This window comes from Puia sp. (genome assembly GCF_035546395.1).
In the GTDB taxonomy this organism is placed as follows: Bacteria; Bacteroidota; Bacteroidia; order Chitinophagales; family Chitinophagaceae; genus Puia.
This window is the reverse complement of record NZ_DASZXR010000006.1, coordinates 202,953-226,812: the sequence shown is the minus strand read 5'-3', so window position 1 is coordinate 226,812 and position 23,860 is coordinate 202,953. Positions and strand designations below refer to the sequence as shown.

The following is a 23,860-nucleotide window of genomic DNA, read 5'->3' as shown; positions in this document are numbered from 1 at the left end:
TTAAAAAATTCTTGTCAGTACAGTTACAAAGACATGCCAGAATATAAGACCAGTGATTTACAGATGGTTAGGTACGTCGGACGGAATTTGTAGTTCATTTTTGATACAAGAAGTGTCCGGTTTTGATACACTTCGGTTTTAGAGGGTTTTTATATAAAAAATTAATTGCCATACTTTTATATTTAAGGTATACTTGTGGGAGGCGGATGTTGCATGAATGGCAAAAAAAATTTGGCCATTCTGCAACATTGTTAATTGATGATGGCTGGCGCGGTCCGCCTGTGGGGGCCTCCGGCATCTGTAAACAAAAAAAATATGAATCTTAAAAATGCCAACATACTGGCTGTCGATGACGATCCGGATGTTTTGACGGCGGTGAGACTGTTATTAAAGACAGAAGCTGCGGACATCGTCACGGAGAAGAATCCTGAGAACATCCGGGCCCTGCTTGCGAAGCGGAATTTCGACCTTATCCTGTTGGATATGAATTTCAACAGCAGTATCAATACGGGGAACGAGGGTCTTTTCTGGCTACGGAAGATCAAGGAGTTCGGTTCTACGGCGGCGGTGATCATGATCACGGCCTACGGGGATATCGACCTGGCGGTGCGTTCCCTGAAGGAGGGTGCGGCGGATTTTGTGGTCAAGCCCTGGCACAATGAGCGATTGATCACGACCATCAAGGAGGCGTTGAAGAAGAACGACCCGAAGAAGGCGGGGTATGAGGCCTTGTCGGATTCGGTGATCGGGAGCGAGCTGCTGGGGGAGTCGGAGGTGATGCGGGATATCTTTTTTAAAATTTCAAAGATCGCGCCGACGGATGCGAATATTTTGATTCTTGGGGAGAACGGGACGGGGAAGGACCTTATCGCCAAGGCGATCCACCAGCATTCGTTGCGGGCGGAGAAGCCGTATATAAAAGTCGATGTCGGGGCCTTGACGGAGACGTTGTTCGAGAGCGAGCTTTTCGGGCATAAGAAAGGCGCCTTTACGGATGCCCGGGAGGACAGGATGGGGCGGTTCGAGTCGGGTAGCGGCGGGACCTTATTCCTCGATGAGATCGGGAATATCTCGCTGCACCAGCAGGCGAAGCTGTTGTCGGTGTTGCAGAACCGGGTGGTGACGAGGCTTGGGGCCAATCAGTCCGTGCCGATAGATATCCGGTTGATCTGTGCGACGAATGTGCCGATGTCCGAGTTGGCGAACGAGAGCCGGTTCCGGAAGGACCTGATCTACCGGATCAATACGGTGGAGATCGTGGTGCCGCCGCTGCGGAAGCGGGAGGAGGATATCGTGCTGCTGGCGCGGCATTTCGATAAGATCTATACGAACAAGTATATGAAGCCGATCCACGATTTCGATCCGAAGGCGGTGGAGAAGCTGAAGTCCTATCATTATCCGGGGAATGTGCGGGAGCTGCAATACACGATCGAGCGGGCGGTGATCATGGCCGAGGGGGATGTGCTGCAGGCGAAGGACCTGATCTTCTCGCCGATAGAATCGGCGCCGGTACAGGCGGATGAGCCGCAAGAGCTGAAGCTGAGCACGATCGAGAAGAATGCGATCCTGAAAGTGATCGAGAAACACAATGGGAATATTTCCAAGGCGGCCAAGGAGCTGGGGCTTACCCGAACGGCATTGTACCGGAGGCTGAGTAAATACGATATTTAATGATCTTTGCGTATGATATTTAAACGCTACCAGGAGAGGATCCTCATCCGGGTGCTCTTTATGTTCCTGACGTTGTCCTGTGCCTCTTTCCTGTTGGTGAAGGGGATGTATGAGAAGCTGGTGCCGGTGCTGGTAGTCGTGGTCTTCCAACTGATAGATTTTTATAATTTCCACCGGAAGGCGCAGCAGGAGGTGGAGCAGTTCGTGGAGTCGATCCATTACCGGGATTTCTCGCGTTATTTCGATGTCAAGGAGGCGCCGGTGGAGCTGCAGTCGCTACGACAGGGTTTTAATGAAATTAATTCCACTTTCAAACTGATCAGCCGGGAGCGGGAAACGCAGTTCCAGTACCTGCAAAAGATCCTGGAGCTGGTGAATACCGGCATTCTTTCGTATGAGCATAAGAGCGGAGAGATCGGGTGGATGAACGAGGCGATAAAGAATATGCTGGGGGTGCCTTATCTGAAGAGCATTTCGTCGCTGGAGCGGCGGGATGCGACGTTGTACCAGGAGATCATGAATCTGCGGCCAGGGGAAAGTAAGATCGTGTCGTTGACGCGGGACAAGCATGTGTTCAAGACCTTGCTGGCGGCGACGGCTTTTCAGACGGAAGGGCGGGTGTACAAGCTGGTTGCTTTCCAGGATGTGAACGAGGCGTTGGATGAGACGGAGGCCAAGGCCTGGCAGCGGCTGTTGAGTGTGATGACGCATGAAATCATGAACTCGGTGGCGCCGATCTCTTCGCTGGCCGAGACGATGTTGCTTAGGCTGCAGGAGTCTGCGAAGTTGTTGAAGGGTGAGGGGCAGGAGGGGGCGTTGGAGGACCTGGAGCTTGGGATCGGGACGATCCGGCGGCGGAGCGAGGGTTTGCTGAAATTTGCGGAGACGTACCGGTCGCTCAATAAGATCACCACCCTTAATCTGAAAAAGGTGTATGTGCGGGACTTGTTCGAGAACCTGCATGTGCTGATGGAGCCGACGCTGGAGCAGAAGCATATCGAGCTGGAGATCATTATGCTCGACCCGGATATTACGCTGGAGGCGGATTCGGCGCTGATCGAGCAGGTGTTGATCAACCTGGTGGTGAATGCCATCGATGCGGTAAAGGAGAAGGAGGAACCGACGATCACGTTGTCGGCGGTGACGGGGCCGAACGGGAAGGCGATCATCAAGGTGGCGGACAATGGGATGGGGATGTCGCCCGAGGTGATGGATAATATTTTTATCCCGTTCTTTAGTACTAAAAAGACGGGGAGTGGGATCGGGTTGAGTCTTTGTAAGCAGATCCTTTTACTGCATAAGGGCAATATACAGGTACAGTCTGTTGAAGGACTGGGGAGTTCTTTCCTCCTGCATTTTTAGGGGTGGTTCAGCTTTGTGCGATCCATTTCTTGAATGACGCGGCGTTCTCCTGGCTGATGATGATCTCTTCGTTGACGGGGAGGGTGAGTTCTACGCTGATCTTGCTACGTTCAAGGGGTTTAAACCGACGGATATAGTTTGCGTTGATGATGTATTTGCGGTTGGCGCGATAGAAGATGTTCTTGTCCAGTTCTTCCTCCAGCTCGCTGAGGTTGCTTTTCTCCGCCATGTATTTCCGGTTGTCTTTGTCTACCAAAAAGATCAGCTTATGTTCGGTGAAGAAATACCCGGTGTCCTCGACGCGGACGGCCTGGAATTCCACGCCTTTTCTGACGAGGATGCGGGACCTGACGCGGTCGGAGTGGTGGGCGGGGTAGGAGTCGCCGTTGAGTTGCGAGCCGTTGAAGGTATGTCCGTTGGGGTGTTCATGGGCTTGGACGAAATGGTTCCGGAGGTTCTTGTATTTCCGGATGGCGCTTTTCAACTTATCCTGGCTAATAGGTTTTAGCAAATAGTCGATGCTACTATATTCGAATGCTTGCGTGAGGTATTTGTCGTAGGCAGTGGTGAAAATGACGGGGCAGGTGATCTCGCAGGCTTTGAAGATATTAAAGGACAGGCCATCGGAGAGCTGGATATCCATGAGGATGAGATCGGGTGTGGGATTCCTGCTCAACCATTGAATGGTCTCATCCACGCTGTAACAATCGGCCACCACGTCAATTTTATCATCAATGGCCTGTAATTCTTCGATCAGGTTCTCTGATGCGGGCTTTTCGTCTTCCACGATGAGGACTTTCATTTGGCTAGGTTTTGATGATCAAAATTAGTCAGGATCTGTTCTTTTTCATTACCGTTTATCCTTCGATCATTCGGATAGACGCAATCCTGCTGGTAAATGTTGCACTTTGCGCTGGTGATTGATATGGCCGGTCTCAAAAGCGGACGATCGGCAACTTCACCGTAAAGGATTCGAAATTGTTTTCCACCTGGATATTTCTTTTTGTGATGAGTTTATAGCGGTTGTCGAGATTGCTCAGGCCGATCTTCGAGGTTTGCTGGGGGTTGCTGCGACGATGGATCACGTTGCGGACGATGACATAGTCGGAGGAGATGGAGACGTCGATGGAGAGCGGTTTCTTCTCACTGAATTCGTTGTGTTTTATGGCGTTCTCCACCAGGGCCTGGAGCGATATCGGGGGGATCAGGAAGTTCTCGGCGGAGAGGTCGGTTATTTCGATGGACATGCTGACGGCGTCGGCGAAGCGGATCTTCAGCAGGTAGAAATAGTTGCTGATGAACTCCACTTCTTCGCGGAGGAGGACGAGGTCCCGTTCTTTGTTGCTGAGGATATACCGGTAGACGCGGGCGAGGGTGTCGTTGTAGAGGCGGGCGCTCTTTGGGTCGCGGGTGATGAGAAAGGACAGGGTGTTGAGGGAGTTGAAGATGAAGTGGGGGTCGATCTGGTTCTTCAGGGCTTCGAGTTCGGCCTGCGCTTTGGCGACGTTGAGTTGTTCGACGCGGGTTTCGTTGTATTCTTTTTCGAGGTTGAGGAAGAGGATCTCATATATATTGGTGATGAAGCAGGCGGCGATGATGATGATCAGGATGGCGTTGATAAGGTGTTGATTTTCTCCCTGGGGTTCATGTGAACAATACTGCCAGAGGTGGAGGAGTACGCCGGAGAGGAGGCCGGAGTAGACGATGTTGGCGAAGAAGAGGGCGATGATGATCTTATAATAGGAGCGTTTGGACCAGGGGAACCGTTGGCGAATAAAGTACATGAGGCGGACGTTGCCTTCCCAGACGAGGAAGGCGACGACGATGAAGAAGAGGTAGCAGGCGGCGAGTTCGGAGTACGAATAGAGGCGATTTGTGATGAGTCCGGATAAATTAGGGATGAACAGGCCGAGGGCAGGGACGCCCACAGATTTTACGAGACGGTCGTTCAAAGCGATCTGATGGTTCATAGCAGGTTCAGGCCCGGTTTGGAGCCGGGTCGATGGTTTTAACTGTTCTGGGAAATGTAGTGACTGGTAAGCGGACTTCGTCGGTGGTGTAGTAGATTGGAATAACGGCAAGTAATTCAATTGTGCTGTATTGGAAAAGTTAATTTATTGCAAAAGGAATTATTGATACATACGAACGGGCGCGATGAGTGTTGAACGGCGCGCAACACGTTCAACCCTTTAATACGACCATTGGAACCGGAAATTTCCCGTTTGAGTCAGTTTACGCGGTTGCGGAATAGAATAGTATCTATTTTCGGGTGTGTGACTTAATAAAACTCATTCCGGGGGAAAGGTATTCTACTAACGGGCAACTTCCCCGGAAACACATACAAGTTGTCCTTAGAAGTTTTCTCATGTGACCCGCAGGTGGTTTCTACCACCTGCTCTTTTTTTTACAGGATACCCCACTTTGTTCATAGACTACTCTGTCTGCTTTTTGCCTGGCCGAATTTCAACGATCTCCCTGTTTTCTTCAATGGTTTTTCCGACACCGGTTATGGATGATCTTTCTTCATCCATTCTACTGGTTTGGTAGGGTGCTAATTCGTCGGATTATAACGTACTTAAAGTGACTATTTTCCTGTTTCGGTAAGAATGAAGGAAATGCGTGCCTCAGGCTCGTTATTTTTCTTGTCTTTTTTGAATTGCGGCAGGCCTATGCCTGTCAGCATTGAGTTAACCTACATTATTACCATTACAAAACCAAACAGCAAATGAGAAAGCTTATTCTGTTTCTTATGGCAGGCCTGCTGTTATCGGTGCTGGCGAAGGCACAATCCCGGGAGGTGACCGGGAAGGTGACCGATTCGGCCGGCAATCCGTTAACCGGAGCATCAATCAATGTTAAGGGGGCGCGTGGCGGGACCAGCGCCGGGCCGGACGGCAGTTTCCGGATAAATGTGCCCGCGGGTCGTACTACTCTTGTCGTCAGTGCGGTCGGGTTTTCGTCACAGGATGTGCCGATTGGGTCGGGCGGGGCATTATCGGTTACGATGATGCGGGACACGCGCAACCTGAATGAAGTGGTCGTGACGGCGCTTGGCATCCGCAAGGAGAAGCGATCGCTGACGACGGCGCAGCAGACGATCAATGGGGACGAGCTGAACAAGTCCGGGACGGGAAATCCGCTTGGCGAACTGGAAGGGAAGGCCTCGGGTCTGACGGTTATCCAGAGTACGGGTGATCCGGGCGGGGGCACTTATCTGCGGTTGCGGGGGGCTACCTCCATTACGGGTAACAACCAGCCTTTGCTGGTGGTCGACGGGATACCGATCGACAACTCCATCAACAATTTCGACGCCACGGCAGGGGCCGGGAATAATTCCAACGGCGCCAATGGCAACCTGATCGGCGGTCAGCAGCCCACCAACCGCGGGAATGACCTTAATCCGAATGATATCGAGTCGATCAACGTGCTGAAGGGGCCGGCCGCTACGGCGCTGTACGGTTTACAGGCCGCCAGCGGGGCGATCGTGATCACGACGAAGAAGGGCGGTGCGGGAAGAAGGACGGCGGTAACCTTTAATTCCTCGGTGACCATGGATAAGGTTGGATTGCTGCCGAAGCTGCAGAATCAATGGTCGCAGGGGAGCAACGGAAAATATTCGCCGCCGGAAGCCGGCGGTTCGACGTCCTGGGGCGCCAAGATCGATACGCTGGCCTGGGACGGGGCGACGGACTACCCGTTCGACAAGCATGGGAATATCGTCGGCAAGTCGAGCCCCAATGCCAAGATCCCGGTGACTCCCTATGACCGGTACAATTTCTTCAAGACCGGGCTGACCTATAATAATAATATCTCGCTTTCGGGTGGGAATGAGACCTCGGGTTACCGGTTGTCGCTGGGTAATGTGTCGCAGACGGGGATCATTCCCAGGGCCAAGTACGAGAAGACGACCCTTAGCCTGAGCGGATCCTCGAAGATCAGCAGCCGGCTGAGCACTTCGGCGAGCATCAACTATATCCACTCGACCAACTACAAGGTACAGCAGGGGTCCAACCTTTCCGGCGTGATGCTGGGTCTTGTCCGGACGCCGGCGACCTTTGATAACTCTGATGGATTCGGGACTGACGCCTACAAGCACCGGGAGTCTTATGAATTTCCTGACGGAACGCAGCGGAACTACCGTGGCGGCGGGGGCTATGACAACCCGTTCTGGGTCGTCAACAATATCCCCACACATTCCAACCTGGACCGGGTGTTTGGCTTTGGCCAGGCCGATTTCACCGTAGCGCCCTGGATCTCGCTGACCTACCGGGTGGGGGGTGATATCTACGCGCAAAACGATAAAACGGCGTATGATATCAATTCCGGCATTTCACCGGCCGGGGCGATCTACCTGAACAACTACAATGTCAACCAGTTCAACTCCGACTTTATCGTTACGTTGAAAAAGAATTTCGGCGACGACTGGCAGACGTCGTTGCTGGTGGGCCATAACTATTTCACTTCGCAGAACAACAACCAGCTGACGACCGGGAACGGCTTTAACGTAAGCGGGTTCTACGATATCTCAAATGCGTTGTCGTATCTCGCGGCGGAAACGGATATCCACAAGCGGACGATGGCCTTCTATGGCGACCTGGAAGTGAATTACAAGCGGATGTTGTTTCTGTCGGTGACGGCCCGGGATGAGGAATCGTCGACGTTGCCGGCCGCGCACAATACGTTCTTCTATCCGTCGGTGAGTGCGGGCTGGGTCTTTACCGAGCTGCCGGGGATGAAGGACAGCAGGCTGCTGTCCTACGGAAAGCTGAGAGCGTCGTTTGCGCAGGTGGGTAAGGATGCACCGCCTTATTCGCTCAACACGCCGTATACCACGGCGGTATTTAATGACGGGTTCACGGGTGGCATTCAGTTCCCGGCCAATGGCAGCGCGGGTTACCAGATAAGTTCGGGTATAGCGACGATCGGCAATACCGAACTGAAGCCTGAGAACACTTATTCCTACGAAGGTGGGGTCGATCTTGGTTTCCTTCGGAACCGGCTGACTTTTAATGCAACGGCCTATTACAGCCGGACGACGAACGGTATCATGCCGGTCTCGCTTCCATTCACGACAGGATTTGCGGGGAAGTTGCTGAATGCGACGACTATAACCAACAAGGGACTCGAGTTGACGTTGGATGGTACGCCTGTCCAGACCAGCTATGGATTGAAGTGGAATGTGATCGTGAACTGGAGCCGTAACATCAGCAAGGTCGTGCAACTTTACCCGGGCATCCAGACCTTCTTTATGGGTGGATTCGGATCGGGTGGCGAAGCGGGGATCTATGCGGTGCAGGGAGCGCCGTTTGGCGTGATCTATGGGAATACGACGCCACACTCGGTGCTCAACGATCTGAAGAGCCCGCTGCTGATTGACGACCGGACGGGATCAAGCAGCTATGCGCAGCCGATCCCGGGCGCGGTGGGTCCCAACCTGGTGCTTGGCAATCCCGCACCGGACTGGACGGGGAGCGTGATCAGCAATCTCTCCTATAAGGGATTTATGCTGGGCGCCCAGGTAGATGTGCGACATGGCGGTGCGATGTGGAACGGTACCCGGGGGGCATTGGCCAACAAGGGTACGGCAGAGGAAACGTCCAATCGCTATCAGCCGACGGTATTCAAGGGTCTTTTGGGCCATTTGGATGACAACGGCAACGTGGTGCACTTCGAGGGTGGCGTAGAGAAGCCCGGACCCGGCGCGGCGAATACCATCCAATCGTCCTTCAACCAGAATTACTGGCAGAATACCGGGAACAGCTTTGGCGGCGGCCAGGAGACGGATATCGAGAACGGTGGATTTACGCGGATCCGGCAACTCAGCCTGAGCTATGAGCTGCCGCGGGCGATGCTGAAGAAGGGTCCGTTCACCAGCTTGTCGCTGACGGTTTTTGCCAATAACCTGAAGGTGTGGACGAAGTATGACGGGGTCGACCCGGAGACGAGCCTTGGAGGTCCGAGCAATGTGCAAGGATTGGATTATTTCAATAACCCCAATACGAAGAGCTACGGACTGCGGCTGAATATGGGTCTTTAGTTAAAATTTAAAATGAGTAACATGAAACTACGATATAAAGCGGGGTTGATGGTGATGGTCTCCGGGCTGTTGGTCGCCACTTCCTGCAAAAAGAGCTTTTTTACCGATCAGAATGTCAATCCGAATGCATTGGCGACGGCGACGCCCGACCTGCTTCTGCCTACTGTAGAGGCCGCGTTGGCTTATACGCAGGGTGGGGATGAAAGCCGGTTCACTGCGCTGCTGACGCAACAGATGTTCGGCGCCAACAGCCAGTCGCAGACGTATTATAACTATGGTCTAAACCCGGGAGTGTTCGATAATCTCTGGCCGGACCTTTACACGTCCACGCTGGAGAATGATTATGACCTGATCCGGATCGCCGACAAGGGCGGGTATGCGCGGTACGGAGGGATCGGGCGCATCCTTATGGCCTATCAGATGCAGGTGGCCGTCGACTTGTGGGGGGACTTGCCGTATTCAACTGCGTTCAAGGGCAACGCCGATCAGGCGATCCTTCACCCGACGTATGATAAGGCGCAGGGGCTTTATGATACGATCGCTTCCCTTATAAATGTAGGGACGGCGTTGTTGCAGTCGGCCAACCCGGGTTCGCTGGTGCCCACTACGCAGGATGTCATCTACGGTGGCGATGCGGCGGCCTGGATCAAATTCGGACATGCCATCAAGGCCCGGCTGGCGTTGCACCAGAGCAAGGGGAATGCGCAGATGGCGGCGACGGCATTGACGGAGATAGCTGCTTCCTTCGGTTCCAGCGCGGACAATGCGCAATATGTGTGGGGAACGACGGAGACGTCCGCCAACCCCTGGTACCAGTTCTACCGCGACAGGCCGGGTGATCAGGACTGGCCGGAGAGTACGCTGGCGGGGTCCATGGCTGCGGATAATGACCCGCGTTATGGGGCGTTGGACCTGGACAGTAGCAAAAATGGGGCTGCCGTGAACTATTATAACCAGATAAATTCCCCGACGGAATTGATCACGTATGAAGAGCTGCTGTTTATGTCTGCGGAGGCGACATTGCGCAATGGCGGGACGGTTGCGGCTGCGCAGGCTTTCTACCAGGCCGCTATCACGGCCAATATGAAGAAACTGGGGGTTGCCCAGGCGGATATCGACGCTTATCTCCTGACGCATGGGACGTTGCCGGCGGGGACGGATGCGGCGATCGCGAAGATCGCTTCGGAGGAATACATTGCGTTGTTTTTGAATCCGGAGGTGTTTGTGCTGTGGCGGCGTACGGGGTCGCCGGTGTTGACGAGTACCACTGGGAATCAGATACCGCGGCGTTTGCTCTATCCTCAAAGTGAGTTGAATTTTAATGCTTCCAATGTGCCGAGCGTGACGCTGTATGCGCCGACGTTGTTTTGGGATAAATAGGGCGGCCACTGGGCGGGCCGGCCGAGTCGGGATGGGCCGGGCCGGGACGTCCTCGCCGGCGCTGCGGATTATCTTGCGTTGGTTTTTTGGATGGTTGTGAAGACCATCCGAGGCGCCTTGCGAGGCATCCCGGCGCCGGCCGTCGCTGAGGGGCGGGTTTTGAGGAGGGGGTGTGGCCCGGAGTTGTTTTCGGCTTTTGTGACGGGATGCTTTCTGAGGGGATGCTTTCTGAGGGGATGCTTTGTGACGGGATGCTTTGTGACGGGATGCTTTGTGACGGGTGGGCTTGCTTTGGTGATCTTTTTGCTGTCAATATTGAGTGTAAGGGCCTCCCGTTCGGGGGGCCTTTTTTATGGGCTGAAAAGCCTATATTGGGGGAATGGAAAAAGCACTTTCGCGGAGCTTGGGGCCGTTGTTGTTGTGGGGGCTTGGGGTGGGGTATGTCATTTCGGGGATGTATTTTGGGTGGAACCTGGGGTTGGCGGAGGGGGGCAGCCTGGGGCTGGCCATTGCTACGGGCGGGGTTATCGTGCTGTACATTACTTTTACTTTCTCTTATACGGAATTGGCTTGTGCGATCCCGCGGGCGGGGGGTGTCTTTGATTATGCCAGCCGGGGGCTTGGGAGGGACTGGGGGTTTGTCGCGGGGGTGGCGCAGCTGATCGAATTCCTGTTTGCCCCGCCGGCGATCGCGGCGGCGATCGGGGCATATTTCCATATTTTCCTGCCTGGCATACCGGTGACGGCGATCGCTATCGCGGCCTATTTTGTATTTACGGCGCTGAATATCTATGGCGTGAAGGCGGCGGCGGGTTTTGAGTTGATCGTGACGGTGCTGGCGGTGGCGGAACTGTTGATCTTTTCGGGGGTCTGTTTCCCGCATTTTTCTTTTGCGAACCTGGAACGGAATGCTTTTCCGCATGGCTGGAAGGGGATCTGGGCGGCGGTGCCTTTTGCCGTCTGGTTTTTCCTGGGCCTGGAAGGGGTGGCGAATGTGGCCGAGGAGGCGAAGCGGCCGCAGCGGGATGTGCTGCTGGGTTTCGGGTCGGCATTGCTGACGCTGATCGTACTGTGCGTGCTGGTGTTTGTGGCGGCGACGGGTGTTGCGGGATGGGAAGCGATCGTTTACCCGACGCCGGGGGTTGCGGAGACTTCGGATTCCCCGCTGCCGCTGGCCTTGGCCCGGATAACGGGAACGGGCGGTTGGATCTATCATCTGCTGATCACGATCGGGCTGATGGGACTGGTGGCTTCCTTTCACGGACTGGTGCTGGCGGCGGGCCGGGCGACGATGGAGTTCGGGCGGGTGCGTTATCTGCCTGCTTCGGCGGGCCGGGTCCATTCGCGACGGGGAACGCCGGCCAATGCGCTACTCATCAATATGGTGGTTGGGATCGCGGCGTTGTTGTCGGGGAAGACGGCGGATATTATTACCATTTCCGTATTTGGGGCGTTGACCTTGTATGTGCTGGCGATGGTCAGCTTGCTGGTGCTGCGGAAAAAGGAGCCGGGGCTGGAGCGGCCGTTCAGGGTTCCGCAGTATCCGATATTTCCCATCGTGGCGCTGGTGATCGCGTCGGTGTGCCTGGTGGCGATGGTGACCCTCAATGTTAAATTATCCATCATTTATTTCTCCCTTCTGTTGGTGAGTTATATTTGGTTTCATTTTTTTGTTAAAAAGATGCTTCATGGGCAACAATCAATCGCTTCCTGAGCTGCTTGCCCGACTGGGTGAGGAGCGGGTTGAAAAAGTCAAGCTGGCTATCGCGGATGTGGATGGCATTTTACGCGGCAAGGTGGTCGCGTATGATAAGTTCGCGGCAATCGCTTCGACCGGTTTTGGATTTTGTGATGTCGTGTTTGGTTGGGATGCGGAGGATCGGGCGTATGATAACGGCAGTTTTACGGGCTGGCATACGGGTTATCCCGATGCAATGGCGGTGGTGGATACGACGACGATGCGGAGGGTGCCGTGGGAGGGGGGATTGCCTTTCTTTTTAGCGGACCTAAAAGGTGCGGGTGTTTGCCCGCGCAGTTTGTTGAAACGCGTGATCGGACAGCTGGGGGAAGCGGGGTATTCGGCGTACTTCTCACAGGAGTTCGAGTGGTTCAATTTTGTTGCGCCTGCGACGGCGGGGGCTGCGCCTTCCGGTGGCGGTGGATGGTCGTTTGGGGATCTGAAGCCGATGACGCACGGGATGTTCGGGTATAGCATTTTGCGGGCGTCCCAGAAGAGTGATTTTTTTCTTGACTTGTTCGACAGTCTGAAGGCGTTTGGAGTGCCTTTGGAAGGACTACATACGGAGACGGGTCCCGGGGTTTACGAGGCGGCTATCCTATATGCCGATGTGCTGGAGGCGGCGGACCGGGCCGTGTTGTTCAAGACGGCGGTGAAGGAGATCGCGCACCGCCATGGTATACTGCCGACCTTTATGGCGAAGCTGAGCCCCGAGCTTCCGGGCTGCAGCGGGCATGTGCATCAGAGCCTGTGGACGGCGGACGGGAGCCGGAACCTGTTTTTTGACAGTGGTTCGCCGACCCGTATGAGTCCGTTGATGGAGAGCTATATTGCGGGGCAGCTGTATTGTCTTCCGTATATCCTGCCGATGATGGCCCCGACGGTGAATAGCTATAAGCGATTGGTGGAAGGCGCCTGGGCGCCGACGACGCTGACCTGGGGGATCGATAACCGGACGGTAGCGTTGCGGGCGTTGCCGGGCGGTGAGAAATCGACGCGGCTGGAGACGAGGGTGGTAGGGTCGGACACGAATCCTTACCTGGCGATGGCGGCTTGCCTGGCGGCGGGGTTATATGGGGTGCGCAATGGGATGCGGCTTTCGACGGCGGCGACGGTGGGAAACGGTTATGCCGACAAAGGCCATGGGGTGTTGCCGAGGAATCTCTGGGAGGCGACGCAGATGATGAAGGAGTCGCCGGTCGCGATGGAGTTGTTCGGGCGGGAGTTTACGGATCATTTTGTGAGGACGCGGGAGTGGGAGTGGAGGCAATTCGGACAGGCGGTGACGGATTGGGAGTTGCAACGGTATTTTGAAATAATATAGACCAATAGTATGATCGACTTTAATAGTGTAAGACAGTACAATTTTCCGACGACGATAAGATTTGGGGCGGGCGCGATCGAGGAACTGCCGGATGATCTGCGAAGTGTGGGGCTGCAGCGGCCGTTGCTGGTGACGGACCCGGTGGTGGAGAAGCTGGGTTTCTTTTGCGATCTGCGGAAGAAGCTCGAGGCCCGGGGGTTATCGGTGGAAGTTTTTTCGGATATCCATAAGAACCCGGTGAAGTCGGATGTGGAGAAGGGCGGGGCCGCGTATCGCGGCACCGGCCGGGACAGTATTATCGGGATCGGCGGCGGGGCGGCCATGGATGTGGCGCGAGCCGTCGCCCTGCGGGTCAATCACCATCGCGATCTGTTTGACTATGATGACCTGATCGGCGGGGATGTCTTAGTGACGGAGGAGGTGCCCTATTTTATCACTGTTCCGACGACGAGCGGGACGGGGAGCGAGGTAGGGAGGAGCGCCATCATATCGGAAGACGACACGCATCGGAAGCGCATCCTTTTTTCGCCAAAGTTGCTGGCGAAGAGGGTGTATGCGGATCCACTTTTAACGATGGAGCTGCCACCCTTTGTTACGGCGGCTACGGGGATGGATGCGCTGACGCATAATATGGAGGCCTACCTGGCGAAGAACTGGCACCCGATGGCTGAGGGGATCGCCCTGGAGGGTATCCGGCTGATCCATCGATCGATCGTGAGAGCGACGAATGAGCCCGACCTGGAGTCGCGGAGCCTCATGATGATCGGTTCGCTGATGGGGGCGGTGGCTTTCCAGAAGGGGCTTGGGGTGGTGCATTCGCTGGCGCATCCGATGTCGTCGTTGCTGGATACGCATCATGGCTTGGCGAATGCGGTGAATCTGCCTTATGGGATGAGATTTAATATTTCCGGATTTGAGGATAGGTTTCGGGTGATCGCGCAGGCGATGGAGTTGCCGGTGGATGGGGGGCAGGGGACGAGGGCTGCGTGGGAGCGGCGGAGCAGGGAGATTGGGGCCGGAGGGGCTACTGCGGGTGGGGTCCCGGCGGGTGAGTTGGGCGGTGGCGTTACCGGTGCTGGGGTTCCTGGCGCGGGGGATATCGGGCGGGCCGCGGGTGAGGCGGTGGTGGAGCGGTTGTTCGAGTTGAATAGATGGTTGGGGCTGCCGACGCGGCTGCGGGATGTGGGGGTGAGAGAGGAGCATTTGGCGCCGTTGGCGGACCTGGCGATTGCGGATTTTGCGCATCCGAATAATCCGAAGCCGGTGAGCCGGGAGGATTTCTTTAAATTATATACGGAGGCTTTATGAGACTGGGGTTGACCTACACGGGGGCGGATTGGAAGCATGAGAATTATGTCCGTTGGCTGAAGGCGGAGGATGCGGGGATCGAGGTAGTGCGGCTGGAGGTGGGTGCGGGGCCGGATGTACCAGCGGGACTCGACGGGCTGGTGTTGTCGGGGGGAGTGGATATAGCGCCGAGTTTTTATGGCGGGACCGATCGATATGTGAAGGCGCCGGCGGATGGCTGGCAGCCGGTGCGGGATGGGTTCGAGCTATCGGTGCTGGAGGAGGCGTGGAAGCGGGGATTGCCGGTGCTTGGGGTGTGTCGTGGATTGCAATTGATCAATGTGGCGCGGCAGGGGAGTTTGTTGCAGGACCTGGGAGTTGTGGGGGATGAAGTGCATGAGAATGTGGCCGGGGTGGATAAGGTGCATGGGGTGGTTTTGGAGGCGGGGACGTTGCTGGAGGAGGTGGTTGGGTTTGCGGGCGAGGACGGTGGCGGACACCGGGCGTTTCGCGGGATGGTGAACAGTGCGCATCACCAGGCGGTGGAGCGGCTGGGGGCGGATCTGCGGGTGAATTGCCGGGCTGAGGATGGGACGATCGAGGGGATCGAGTGGGAGGAGCCGGCGGGGAAGCCTTTTTTGCTGGCGGTGCAGTGGCATCCGGAGCGGATGTTTGTGAATGGGGTGGGGGATTCGGTGTTGTACCGGGCGATCAGGGATCGGTTTATGACTGAAATAAAAAGGAACAAAAAATAATCATGCAAATCATTAATCCGGCTACGGAGGAAGTAATTGAAGAGGTGACCGAGGATACGCAGGCGTCGGCCGAGGCGAAGTATCGGGCGGTGAAGAAAGGGCAGCGGAGCTGGGCGGCGCTGGGAGTGGAAGAGCGGCTGGCTTGCATTGGGAGGTTTTATGAGGCGCTGGAGACGGAGAAGAGGGTGCTGGCCGAGACGTTGACGGCGGAGACGGGGAAGCCTTTGCAGCAATCCTATAATGAATTGAACGGGGCGAGGGGACGGATCAAATTCTTTTTGGAGAATGGGGTGCGGTGGCTGGCGGAGGAGTGGGTGGTGACGGAGGGAGCGACGCGGGAGAAGATCGTTTATGAGCCGCTGGGTGTGATCGCCAATATCTCGGCCTGGAACTATCCTTACCTGGTGGGGGTGAATGTGTTCATCCCGGCATTGCTTGGGGGCAACGGGGTGCTTTACAAGCCGTCTGAGTATGCTACGTTGACGGGTTTGCATATCCAGCGGCTGCTCTACCGGAGTGGGATACCCGAAGACGTTTTTTCGGTTGTGGTGGGGAAGGGGGATGCGGGGGAATGGTTGCTGCAGTTGCCGTTGAACGGCTACTTTTTTACGGGCAGCTACCGGACGGGGCGGCTTATCGCGGAGAGAGTCGCGTCGAAGCTGGCGCCCTGCCAGTTGGAGCTTGGGGGCAAGGACCCGCTGTATGTGATGGATGATATCGACAATGTGGAGCGGGTGGCGGCGGCGGCGCTGGAAGGGGTTGTCTATAACAATGGGCAGAGTTGCTGCGCGGTGGAACGAATCTATGTGCAGGAGGGCGTATATGATGCTTTTGTCCGTGCTTATACCGAGCAGGCGAAGAAGCTGGTGGTTGGCGACCCGATGGAGCAGGCGACGGAAGTCGGCGCGCTGACGAGACCCGGGCAGCTGGAGTTTCTCCTGGGGCAGATCGATGATGCGGTTGCCAAGGGGGCGAGGGTGTTGGCGGGAGGAAAACGAATTGACCGGAAGGGATATTTTATCGAACCGTCGGTGTTGGTGGATGTGAATCATGGGATGAGGCTGATGACGGAAGAGTCGTTTGGGCCGGTGGTTGGGATCCAGCGGGTGAAGGATGATGCGGAGGCGGCTGCATTGATGGAGGATACGGAATACGGGCTGACGGCGGCGGTGTATTCGGCGAGCTTCGAGCGGGCGGAGAAGGTGATGCAGCAGTTGAATACCGGTACTGTGTATTGGAACTGTTGTGACCGGGTCAGCGCGACGTTGCCATGGAGCGGGAGGAAACATTCGGGTCTCGGGATGACACTAAGTTACCAGGGGATACGGGCTTTTGTGCAACCGAAGGCCTATCATATACGGCCCTAACCGGCTGATATTTAAAAGTAGCCGGCTCCGGCCTCTGGCTAATGATGGGCCTTCGGCCAGACCGTCTGTGACGGTCTAAGGGACTGATAATTATGGGGATATAGGTGTTTGCACAGGGCGTGTATAAGCGGTGGTTGGAGATGAGAGAGATGTTGCCTAATATTATGATATCATAAATTTAGTGATGGGGAAGTACAGAATAGGACCCTCGCCTCCGGCGAGGGTTTTCATTTTTTGCAAAAAGAGAGAGGGCAATAGACATTGCCCTCGCGTCACGACTTTGTGACCATTCAAAACTAAAAAGTTAATTGTCAAATTTACCATTCTAATTCAATTAGACAAGCACTCCGGCTTACTATTATACGGATTTAGCAAGAATTTAATGCCTTTGCGTACGGGCTACGCAGTACGGAAACGTTTGCGTGAGCTAAAAATCGTTTGCGAAATTTTAGTAAACGGCCGCGAATTTTTTGCAGATGGTGTTGTGCCGGTTTTTGGGGGAATGTTTACAGAAGAAGTTTGTCGGGGTTGGGAATGAAGTTGAGGAAGGCCTGGAAGTTGGCTTTATACTTTCGTTTGTCGAGTTTGTAGTAGAAGGCGCCTTTTTTTGAGTTGGCTTTGTCTTTTTCCTTTTGCTTGATGAGAAGCTCGGTGGAGAGTACTTTGCGGCTGAAGTTGCGATTGTCGAAGGCCGTGTCGTAGATGCCTTCGTAGAGGATCTGCAGCTGTGGGATGGTGAACTTGGCGGGCAGCAGTTCGAACAGGATGGGGTGGAGTGCGGCTTTATAGCGCAGCTGTTTCTTTGCGGCTTCGACCATGCGTTTGTGATCGAAGATCAGCTCGGGCAATTTCCGGATGTGAACCCATTCGGCGTGGTATTCATTGCTGAGCTGTTTTTCATATTGGTGGATATCGATGAGTGCAAAGTAGGCGATGCTGAGGGTGCGTTCGACGGGGTCGCGGCTGGGTTCGCCGAAGGCGCGCAACTGTTCCATATAAACGCCTTCGAGGCCGGTGAGTTTTTTGAGGATGCGGTTGGCGGCCTGTTCGAGGCTTTCTTCGGGTTGGAGAAAGCCGCCCATGAGGGACCATTTGCCTTTTTCGGGTTTGAGGCCGCGTTGGATAAGGAGAAGTTTTATATCTGATCCGTCGAATCCGAAGATGATACAGTCAACGGCTACCAGCATGCGGGTTTCGCCAGCGTAACGATTCATTTATTGGTCCTTTTTGCGTGAATATAGGGCTTTTACCAGAATTTAACATATAGCCCCATCAGAATGACTAAGGTAACTACGATCAATACCATGGTCGATGGCTGAACTTTGAACATGGACCGGTCGAGCTCGAAGGCGTGTGGGTTGATGCGGGGGCCGGCGAGGCTGATGATCACCATGACGATGACGGTGAAGAGGAAGGCGAGGCCCATGCAGATGAGGAAGGGGATCTGCCAGACGGTTGTCAGAACGCCGTTCTTTGCGACCTGTGTCTGGTAGGCGGTGTAGAGCCAGGTATGGTGACCCAGCACCTGCGGGGCGAATTCGTTGAAGAATGTGCACAATACGAGGCCGGTGACGAGGCCCGCGACTGCGGCGGCGCCGGTGGTCCTTTTCCAAAACATGCCGAGGAGGAACATGGCCAGGACGCCCGGGCTGATATAGCCGGTGTATTTCTGAATGAAGGTGAAGCCGCCGCTGCCGCTGATGCCGAGGAGGTCTTTCCAGGTGAAGATGATGCCGACGAGCATGGCCAGGCCGACGGCGATGCGGCCGGTCCACACCAGTTTTTGTTCGTCGGCTTCCTTGTTGATATACTTCTTATAGATATCCAGGGTGAAGATGGTGGAGATGCTGTTGATCTTGCCGGCGAGGGAGGAGACGATCGCGGCGGTGAGGGCGGCGATGGAGAGGCCTTTCAGGCCGGCGGGGAGGAAGCCGAGGACGGCGGAGTAGGCGTAGTCCTTGCTGCCGCCTTCGAGGTTGAGGTGGCCGTGTTTGTAGAGCACGAAGGCGGCGATGCCGGGGAGCATGACGATGATGGGCATGAGCAGCTTGAGGAAGCCGGCGAAGAGGATGCCGGTGCGGGCGGTTTGGAGGTTGGCTCCAAGGGCGCGTTGGGTGATGTACTGGTTACAGCCCCAGTAGTTGAGATTGACGATCCACTGGCCGGCGGCGTACATGGCGAGGCCGGGGAGAATGAGGTATTTGTCGACTTCGAGCTGGGAAGAGGCGGGTGTGGGTTTATGGAAGATCATCCGGAAGTGTTCCGGGGCGTCCTTCAGCATGGCTGTGAAGCCGGCGAGTGCGTTGGAGCCGAGCCCGAAGTTGTCCGCGACGACGGTAAGGGCGAGGTAGGAGGTGGCGAGGCCGCCGATGATGAGGACGCCGACCTGAATGACATCCGTGAAGCCTATGACCTTCATTCCGCCGAGGGTGATGAGGAGCGAAAAGATGGCCAGGGCGATCATGATGGTGTGGAGATATTGCCCCCCTACGAGGCCATTAATGGCCACAGCCCCCAGGTAGAGGATGGAGGTGAGGTTGACGAAGATATAGAGCAGCAGCCAGAAGATGGCCATGACGAGGGCTACCGTCTCGTTGTATCGCCGCTTGAGGAATTGCGGCATTGTGTAGATCTTGTTTTTGAGGTAGATGGGGATGAACCAGATGGCGATGATGATGAGGGCTATGGCGGCTATCCATTCATAGGCGGCCACGGCGATGCCGGCGAAGAATCCGTCGCCGCTCATTCCGATGAATTGTTCGGCGGAGATGTTGGAGGCGATGAGGGAGGCGCCGATGGCCCACCAGGTGAGGGTGCCTTCGGCGAGGAAGAAGTCCTTGGTGTCGGTGACTGTCTTCTTTTTGCGGCGATAGATCCAGATGCCGTAGGAGGCGACTATGATGAAGTAGACGATGAAGACGACGTAATCAGAGAATACCAGGTTGCGGTTCATGGGCAATCGTTTTGGGAGTTTTTTGGGGAGGGGCAATGCCCCTCCCGGTTATTTTTTATTTTGATAATAGGCTTCGTTCCAGCGGAGCTCGTTGCGGAATTGGTAGAGATCGGTGTTCTTGCCGATGAGGGCGAATTCGATGCCGGCCATATCTGCGAAGTCGCGGAGGTGTTCGGCGGTGAGATTCTGGCTATAGCCGGTGTGATGGGCGCCGCCGGCGAGTATCCAGGCGGTGCAGCCTGTCCGCATGTCGGGGTAGGGTTTCCAGAGGACGCGGGCGACGGGGAGCTTTGGCAGCTGGTGGGTGGGCGCTACGGCTTCGACTTCGTTGACGAGGAGGCGGAAGCGGTTGCCCATGTCGATGATGGAGGCGTTGATGGCTGCTCCTGCGGCGGAGTTGAAGACGAGCCGTACGGGGTCGGCTTTGCCCCCGATGCCGAGGGGGTGGATCTCCGCGGCTGGTTTGCCGTCGGCGATGGACTCGCAGATCTCCAACATATGGGCGCCGAGGACGAGGTTGTTACCCGGTTCGAAATGGTAGGTATAATCTTCCATGAAGGAGTTGCCGCCGGGCAGGCCGCTGCCCATGACCTTCATGGCGCGGACGAGGGCGGCCGTTTTCCAGTCGCCTTCGCCGGCGAAGCCGTAGCCTGCGCCCATGAGGCGTTGGGCTGCGATGCCGGGCAATTGGACCATGCCGTGGAGATCTTCAAAGGTGTCGGTAAACCCTTTGAAATTGCCGGCTTCCAGGAAGGTTTTGAGGCCCAGCTCGATCCTGGCGGCGTCGCGGAGGGAGCCATGTTGGGACTTGCCTTTTCTCAAGGTATCTGCGAGGGTGTATCGGTCTTCGTATTCTTTTATGAGGGTGTCGACGGCGTTGTCTTCGATGGCGTTGATCGTCCTGACGAGGTCGCCGACGCCATAGGTGTTGACGGAGTAGCCGAATTGCATTTCGGCTTCCACTTTGTCGCCTTCGGTGACGGCGACCTGGCGCATGTTATCGCCGAAGCGGACGAATTTTGCGCCTTGCCAGTCGTTCCAGCCGGCTGCGGCGCGGGCCCAGGCGCCGAGGCGATCGAGAGTATCGGGGTCTTGCCAGTGGCCGGTGACGACCTTGCGGTCGAGGCGCATGCGGGACATGATGAACCCGAATTCGCGGTCGCCATGGGCGCTTTGGTTGAGATTCATGAAGTCCATATCGATGTCGCTCCAGGGAATATCGCGGTTGAACTGGGTATGGAGGTGGACGAGGGGTTTTTGGAGGATGCGGAGGCCGCCGATCCACATTTTGGCGGGTGAGAACGTATGCATCCAGGCGATAATGCCGATGCAGTTCTTTGTGGTGTTTGCTTCGAGGAGGGTTTGATAGATCTCTTCAGGGGTTTTGACGGTGGGCTTGAAGACGACTTTGACGGGGATTTGTTTTGCCGCGTCGAGTGCTTTTGCGATGGTTTGGGAGTGGGTGGCTACCTGTTTGAGGGTTTCTTCTCCATAGAGGTGCTGACTGCCGGTGACGAACCAAAGTTCCAGTTTCTTTATGTCCATGTTTATTTGATTTTGTAATGGGGCCTTCGGCCCGTGATTTTATGATGGGCCTTCGGCCAGCGGACCCGTGGTCCGCTACTGTCCGTAATAAGAGTGTGGGCCGTGTTTCCTTTCGTAATGTTTCTTGATGAGGGAATCCTTTAGCCGGGGGCAGTCCTTGCGGAGCTGTTCGGTGAGGTAGGCCATTTGGGCGACCGATTCGAGGACGGCGCTGTTGTAGACGGCCTTTTCGGCGGTCTTGCCCCAGGTGAAGGGGGCATGGTTGCCGATGAGGACCATCTCCACTTCTTCATAGCTGAGATTCCTTTCGCGGAAGATATTGAGGATCTGGAACCCCGTTTGGTATTCGTAGTCGCCGAGGATCATGTCGTCGTTCATCGGCGGGGCGCATGGGATGTCGACGGTGTTATGGTCGGCGTGGGTGGTGCCGAAGATGGGGATATCGCGCTGGGATTGGGCCCAGGAGGTAGCGTAGGTGGAGTGGGTGTGGGAGATGCCGCCGATCTTCTCCCAGTGTTTGTAGAGAACGGCGTGGGTCAGCGTGTCGGAGGAGGGGCGGAGCTTGCCTTTGACGACCTTTCCGTCGAAGTCGACGATGACCATTTTTTCGGGCGAGAGGTCGCTATAGGGGACGCCGCTGGGTTTTATGGCGAAGACGCCCTGATCGCGGTCGGCGGCGGATACGTTACCGAAGGTGAAGAGGACGAGGCCGAGCTTTGGAAGCTGGCGATTGGCATCGTAAGCGGCTTCCTGGATATCTGTGTATTTACTCATAAAAGTGTGTCTTATTCGGTGGCCATTGTTGTGTGTTCGATGTAATGTCCGAGCTGGCCGTACCGGCGGAGGCGCAGCTCGTAGAGGGCGGCGCGGGCGGGGTCGGGAGTATAGGTGGCATCGAAGCCCTGGCCGATGGCGGCCATTGCGGTTTCTACATTGGGATAGAGGCCTGCGGCGGTGGCGGCGAACATGGCGGCGCCGAGGGCGCAAGTCTGTTCGGAGGAGTGGATGCGGAGTGGCCGGTTCATGACGTCGGCCATCATCTGCATGATGAAGGGGGATTTTTTTGCCACGCCGCCGAGGCCGATGAGGCCTTTTACGGGGACGCCTTCGGCGATGAAGCGGTCGACGATCGTGCGGGCGCCGAAGCAGGTGGCTTCCACGATGGAGCGGAAGATGCGGGGGGCGTCGCTGGCGAGGTCGATGCCGGTGATGGCGCCTTTGAGCAGCTGGTTGGCGTCGGGTGTGCGGCGGCCGTTGAACCAGTCGAGGGAAAGTTCCGCGCCCGGGTCTGGGGGGAGGGCGGCCGCCTGGCGGCTTAGTTCGGGGATGATCTTATCTATTGCGGCGTTGGCGATCTCCGGACTAAACTGTTGGAGGGGCCAGGAGATGAGGTTGCGGAACCAGGCGTAGGCGTCGCCGAAGGCGGATTGGCCGGCTTCCATGCCCATCATGCCGGGGATGACCGAGCCGGGGACCTGGCCGCAGATGCCTTTCACCAGCAGGCCTTCCACTTCCCTGAGTGGGGCGACGAGCATATCGCAGGTGGAGGTGCCCATTACCTTGCTGAGGTGGTAGGGTTCGATCTGGCCGCCGACGGCGCCCATGTGTGCGTCGAAGGCGCCGATGCCGACGACGACGTCGGCCGGGAGGCCGAGGCGTCCGGCCCATTCGGAAGAAAGGCGGCCGGCGGGCTGGTCGCTGGTGTAGGTTTGTTTCCCCAGCCGGGCGGCAAAGCCTTTGAGGAGGGGATCGAGGGAGGTGAAGAACTCGTCCGGCGGGTAGCCGTTGAATTCTTTTGCCCAGAGTGCTTTGTGGCCTGCTCCGCAGACACCGCGTTTCAGTGCGGCGGCGCTGCTGCCGCCGGTGAGGAGGAAGGGTATCCAGTCGCAGTGTTCGACCCAGGAATGGGTAGCGTTCCTAACAGATTCGTCTATCCTAAGAATACGGAGCAGCTTTGCCCAGAACCATTCGGAGGAATAGATGCCGCCGACGAACTGCAGGTAATTGACGTCGAAACGGGCCGCGTGGCCGTTTATGGCGGCGGCCTCTTTTACGGAGCTATGGTCCTTCCAGAGGACGAAGAGGGCGTTGGGATTGTGTTCGAAGGCCGGGAGAAGACCGAGAGGCGTACCTGTTTCGTCGACGGCGACCGGGGTTGAGCCGGTAGTATCGACGGAGATGGCCCTGACGGCTTTTGTTACGATGGGGCCTGCCTGGGCGAGGCAGTTCTTTATCGTGTATTCGAGGCCTTCGATGTAATCTTTCGGGTGTTGGCGGAAGACGTTCTCCGCGGGGTTGCAGTAAAGGCCGTCGCGCCAGCGGGGGTAATAGAAGACGGAGGATGCGATCTCGCTGCCGTCGGCTGCGTTGACGAGGAGCGAGCGGACGGAATCTGTGCCGTAATCTACTCCTATGACAAAGTTATCCAATTGCATATGGCT

16 protein-coding genes are annotated in these 23,860 nt (G+C 56.1%); 9 read left to right on the top strand and 7 right to left on the bottom strand.

The genetic code is table 11. The features are described 5' to 3' along the window. Positions 1-315 precede the first annotated feature (315 nt). Positions 316-1,671 (top strand): sigma-54 dependent transcriptional regulator, encoded by a 1,356-nt coding sequence (locus tag VHE34_RS07310; RefSeq protein WP_325586214.1) that lies wholly within the window; start codon positions 316-318, stop codon positions 1,669-1,671. Positions 1,672-1,683: 12 nt separating this feature from the next. Next, positions 1,684-3,033 carry a HAMP domain-containing sensor histidine kinase gene (locus VHE34_RS07305; RefSeq protein WP_325586212.1) on the top strand — a complete coding sequence of 450 codons (1,350 nt, stop codon included), beginning with the start codon at positions 1,684-1,686 and terminating at the stop codon, positions 3,031-3,033. 7 nt (positions 3,034-3,040) lie between these two features. Here VHE34_RS07305 and VHE34_RS07300 read toward each other — a convergent pair whose 3' ends face one another. Continuing rightward, on the bottom strand, positions 3,041-3,835 hold the full coding sequence (locus VHE34_RS07300; protein WP_325586210.1) for a LytTR family DNA-binding domain-containing protein: 795 nt from the start codon (positions 3,833-3,835) through the stop codon (positions 3,041-3,043). A gap of 133 nt (positions 3,836-3,968) precedes the next feature. Beyond that, on the bottom strand, positions 3,969-5,003 hold the full coding sequence (locus tag VHE34_RS07295) for a sensor histidine kinase (RefSeq protein ID WP_325586208.1): 1,035 nt from the start codon (positions 5,001-5,003) through the stop codon (positions 3,969-3,971). Between the two features lie 755 nt (positions 5,004-5,758). On the opposite strand from VHE34_RS07295, the gene VHE34_RS07290 reads away from it, so the two are divergent. The 7 genes from VHE34_RS07290 to VHE34_RS07260 all read left to right on the top strand — a co-directional run bounded on the left by VHE34_RS07290 (position 5,759) and on the right by VHE34_RS07260 (position 16,921). After that, positions 5,759-9,070 carry a SusC/RagA family TonB-linked outer membrane protein gene (locus tag VHE34_RS07290; protein ID WP_325586206.1) on the top strand — a complete coding sequence of 1,104 codons (3,312 nt, stop codon included), beginning with the start codon at positions 5,759-5,761 and terminating at the stop codon, positions 9,068-9,070. A gap of 21 nt (positions 9,071-9,091) precedes the next feature. Then, entirely contained in the window at positions 9,092-10,450 is a 1,359-nt protein-coding gene (locus VHE34_RS07285) for a SusD/RagB family nutrient-binding outer membrane lipoprotein (RefSeq protein ID WP_325586204.1), read from the top strand. Between the two features lie 379 nt (positions 10,451-10,829). Further along, positions 10,830-12,164 carry an ethanolamine permease gene (gene eat / locus VHE34_RS07280; RefSeq protein ID WP_325586202.1) on the top strand — a complete coding sequence of 445 codons (1,335 nt, stop codon included), beginning with the start codon at positions 10,830-10,832 and terminating at the stop codon, positions 12,162-12,164. Next, positions 12,139-13,512 carry a glutamine synthetase gene (locus VHE34_RS07275; protein WP_325586200.1) on the top strand — a complete coding sequence of 458 codons (1,374 nt, stop codon included), beginning with the start codon at positions 12,139-12,141 and terminating at the stop codon, positions 13,510-13,512. The genes eat and VHE34_RS07275 overlap by 26 nt, the downstream gene beginning before the upstream one ends. Before the next feature lie 9 nt (positions 13,513-13,521). Continuing rightward, entirely contained in the window at positions 13,522-14,820 is a 1,299-nt protein-coding gene (locus VHE34_RS07270; RefSeq protein ID WP_325586198.1) for an iron-containing alcohol dehydrogenase, read from the top strand. Continuing rightward, positions 14,817-15,554 (top strand): gamma-glutamyl-gamma-aminobutyrate hydrolase family protein, encoded by a 738-nt coding sequence (locus tag VHE34_RS07265; RefSeq protein ID WP_325586196.1) that lies wholly within the window; start codon positions 14,817-14,819, stop codon positions 15,552-15,554. Before VHE34_RS07270 ends, VHE34_RS07265 begins: the two co-directional genes overlap by 4 nt. A gap of 2 nt (positions 15,555-15,556) precedes the next feature. After that, positions 15,557-16,921 carry an aldehyde dehydrogenase family protein gene (locus VHE34_RS07260; RefSeq protein WP_325586194.1) on the top strand — a complete coding sequence of 455 codons (1,365 nt, stop codon included), beginning with the start codon at positions 15,557-15,559 and terminating at the stop codon, positions 16,919-16,921. Between the two features lie 506 nt (positions 16,922-17,427). Here VHE34_RS07260 and VHE34_RS07255 read toward each other — a convergent pair. The 5 genes from VHE34_RS07255 to VHE34_RS07235 form a co-directional block, all read right to left on the bottom strand. Further along, on the bottom strand, positions 17,428-18,135 hold the full coding sequence (locus tag VHE34_RS07255) for an NUDIX hydrolase (RefSeq protein WP_325586191.1): 708 nt from the start codon (positions 18,133-18,135) through the stop codon (positions 17,428-17,430). Between the two features lie 32 nt (positions 18,136-18,167). Then, positions 18,168-19,874 (bottom strand): sodium:solute symporter family transporter, encoded by a 1,707-nt coding sequence (locus tag VHE34_RS07250; protein ID WP_325586189.1) that lies wholly within the window; start codon positions 19,872-19,874, stop codon positions 18,168-18,170. A 48-nt stretch (positions 19,875-19,922) separates the two neighbouring features. Then, the gene (gene araA, locus VHE34_RS07245) at positions 19,923-21,419 is read right to left on the bottom strand and encodes an L-arabinose isomerase (protein ID WP_325586187.1); all 1,497 of its coding nucleotides are present in this window, start codon (positions 21,417-21,419) and stop codon (positions 19,923-19,925) included. A gap of 75 nt (positions 21,420-21,494) precedes the next feature. Further along, positions 21,495-22,193: an L-ribulose-5-phosphate 4-epimerase gene (locus VHE34_RS07240; RefSeq protein WP_325586185.1), complete on the bottom strand. Its 699-nt coding sequence runs from the start codon at positions 22,191-22,193 to the stop codon at positions 21,495-21,497. Positions 22,194-22,204: 11 nt separating this feature from the next. Beyond that, entirely contained in the window at positions 22,205-23,854 is a 1,650-nt protein-coding gene (locus VHE34_RS07235; RefSeq protein WP_325586183.1) for a ribulokinase, read from the bottom strand. Between the last annotated feature and the right edge of the window lie 6 nt (positions 23,855-23,860).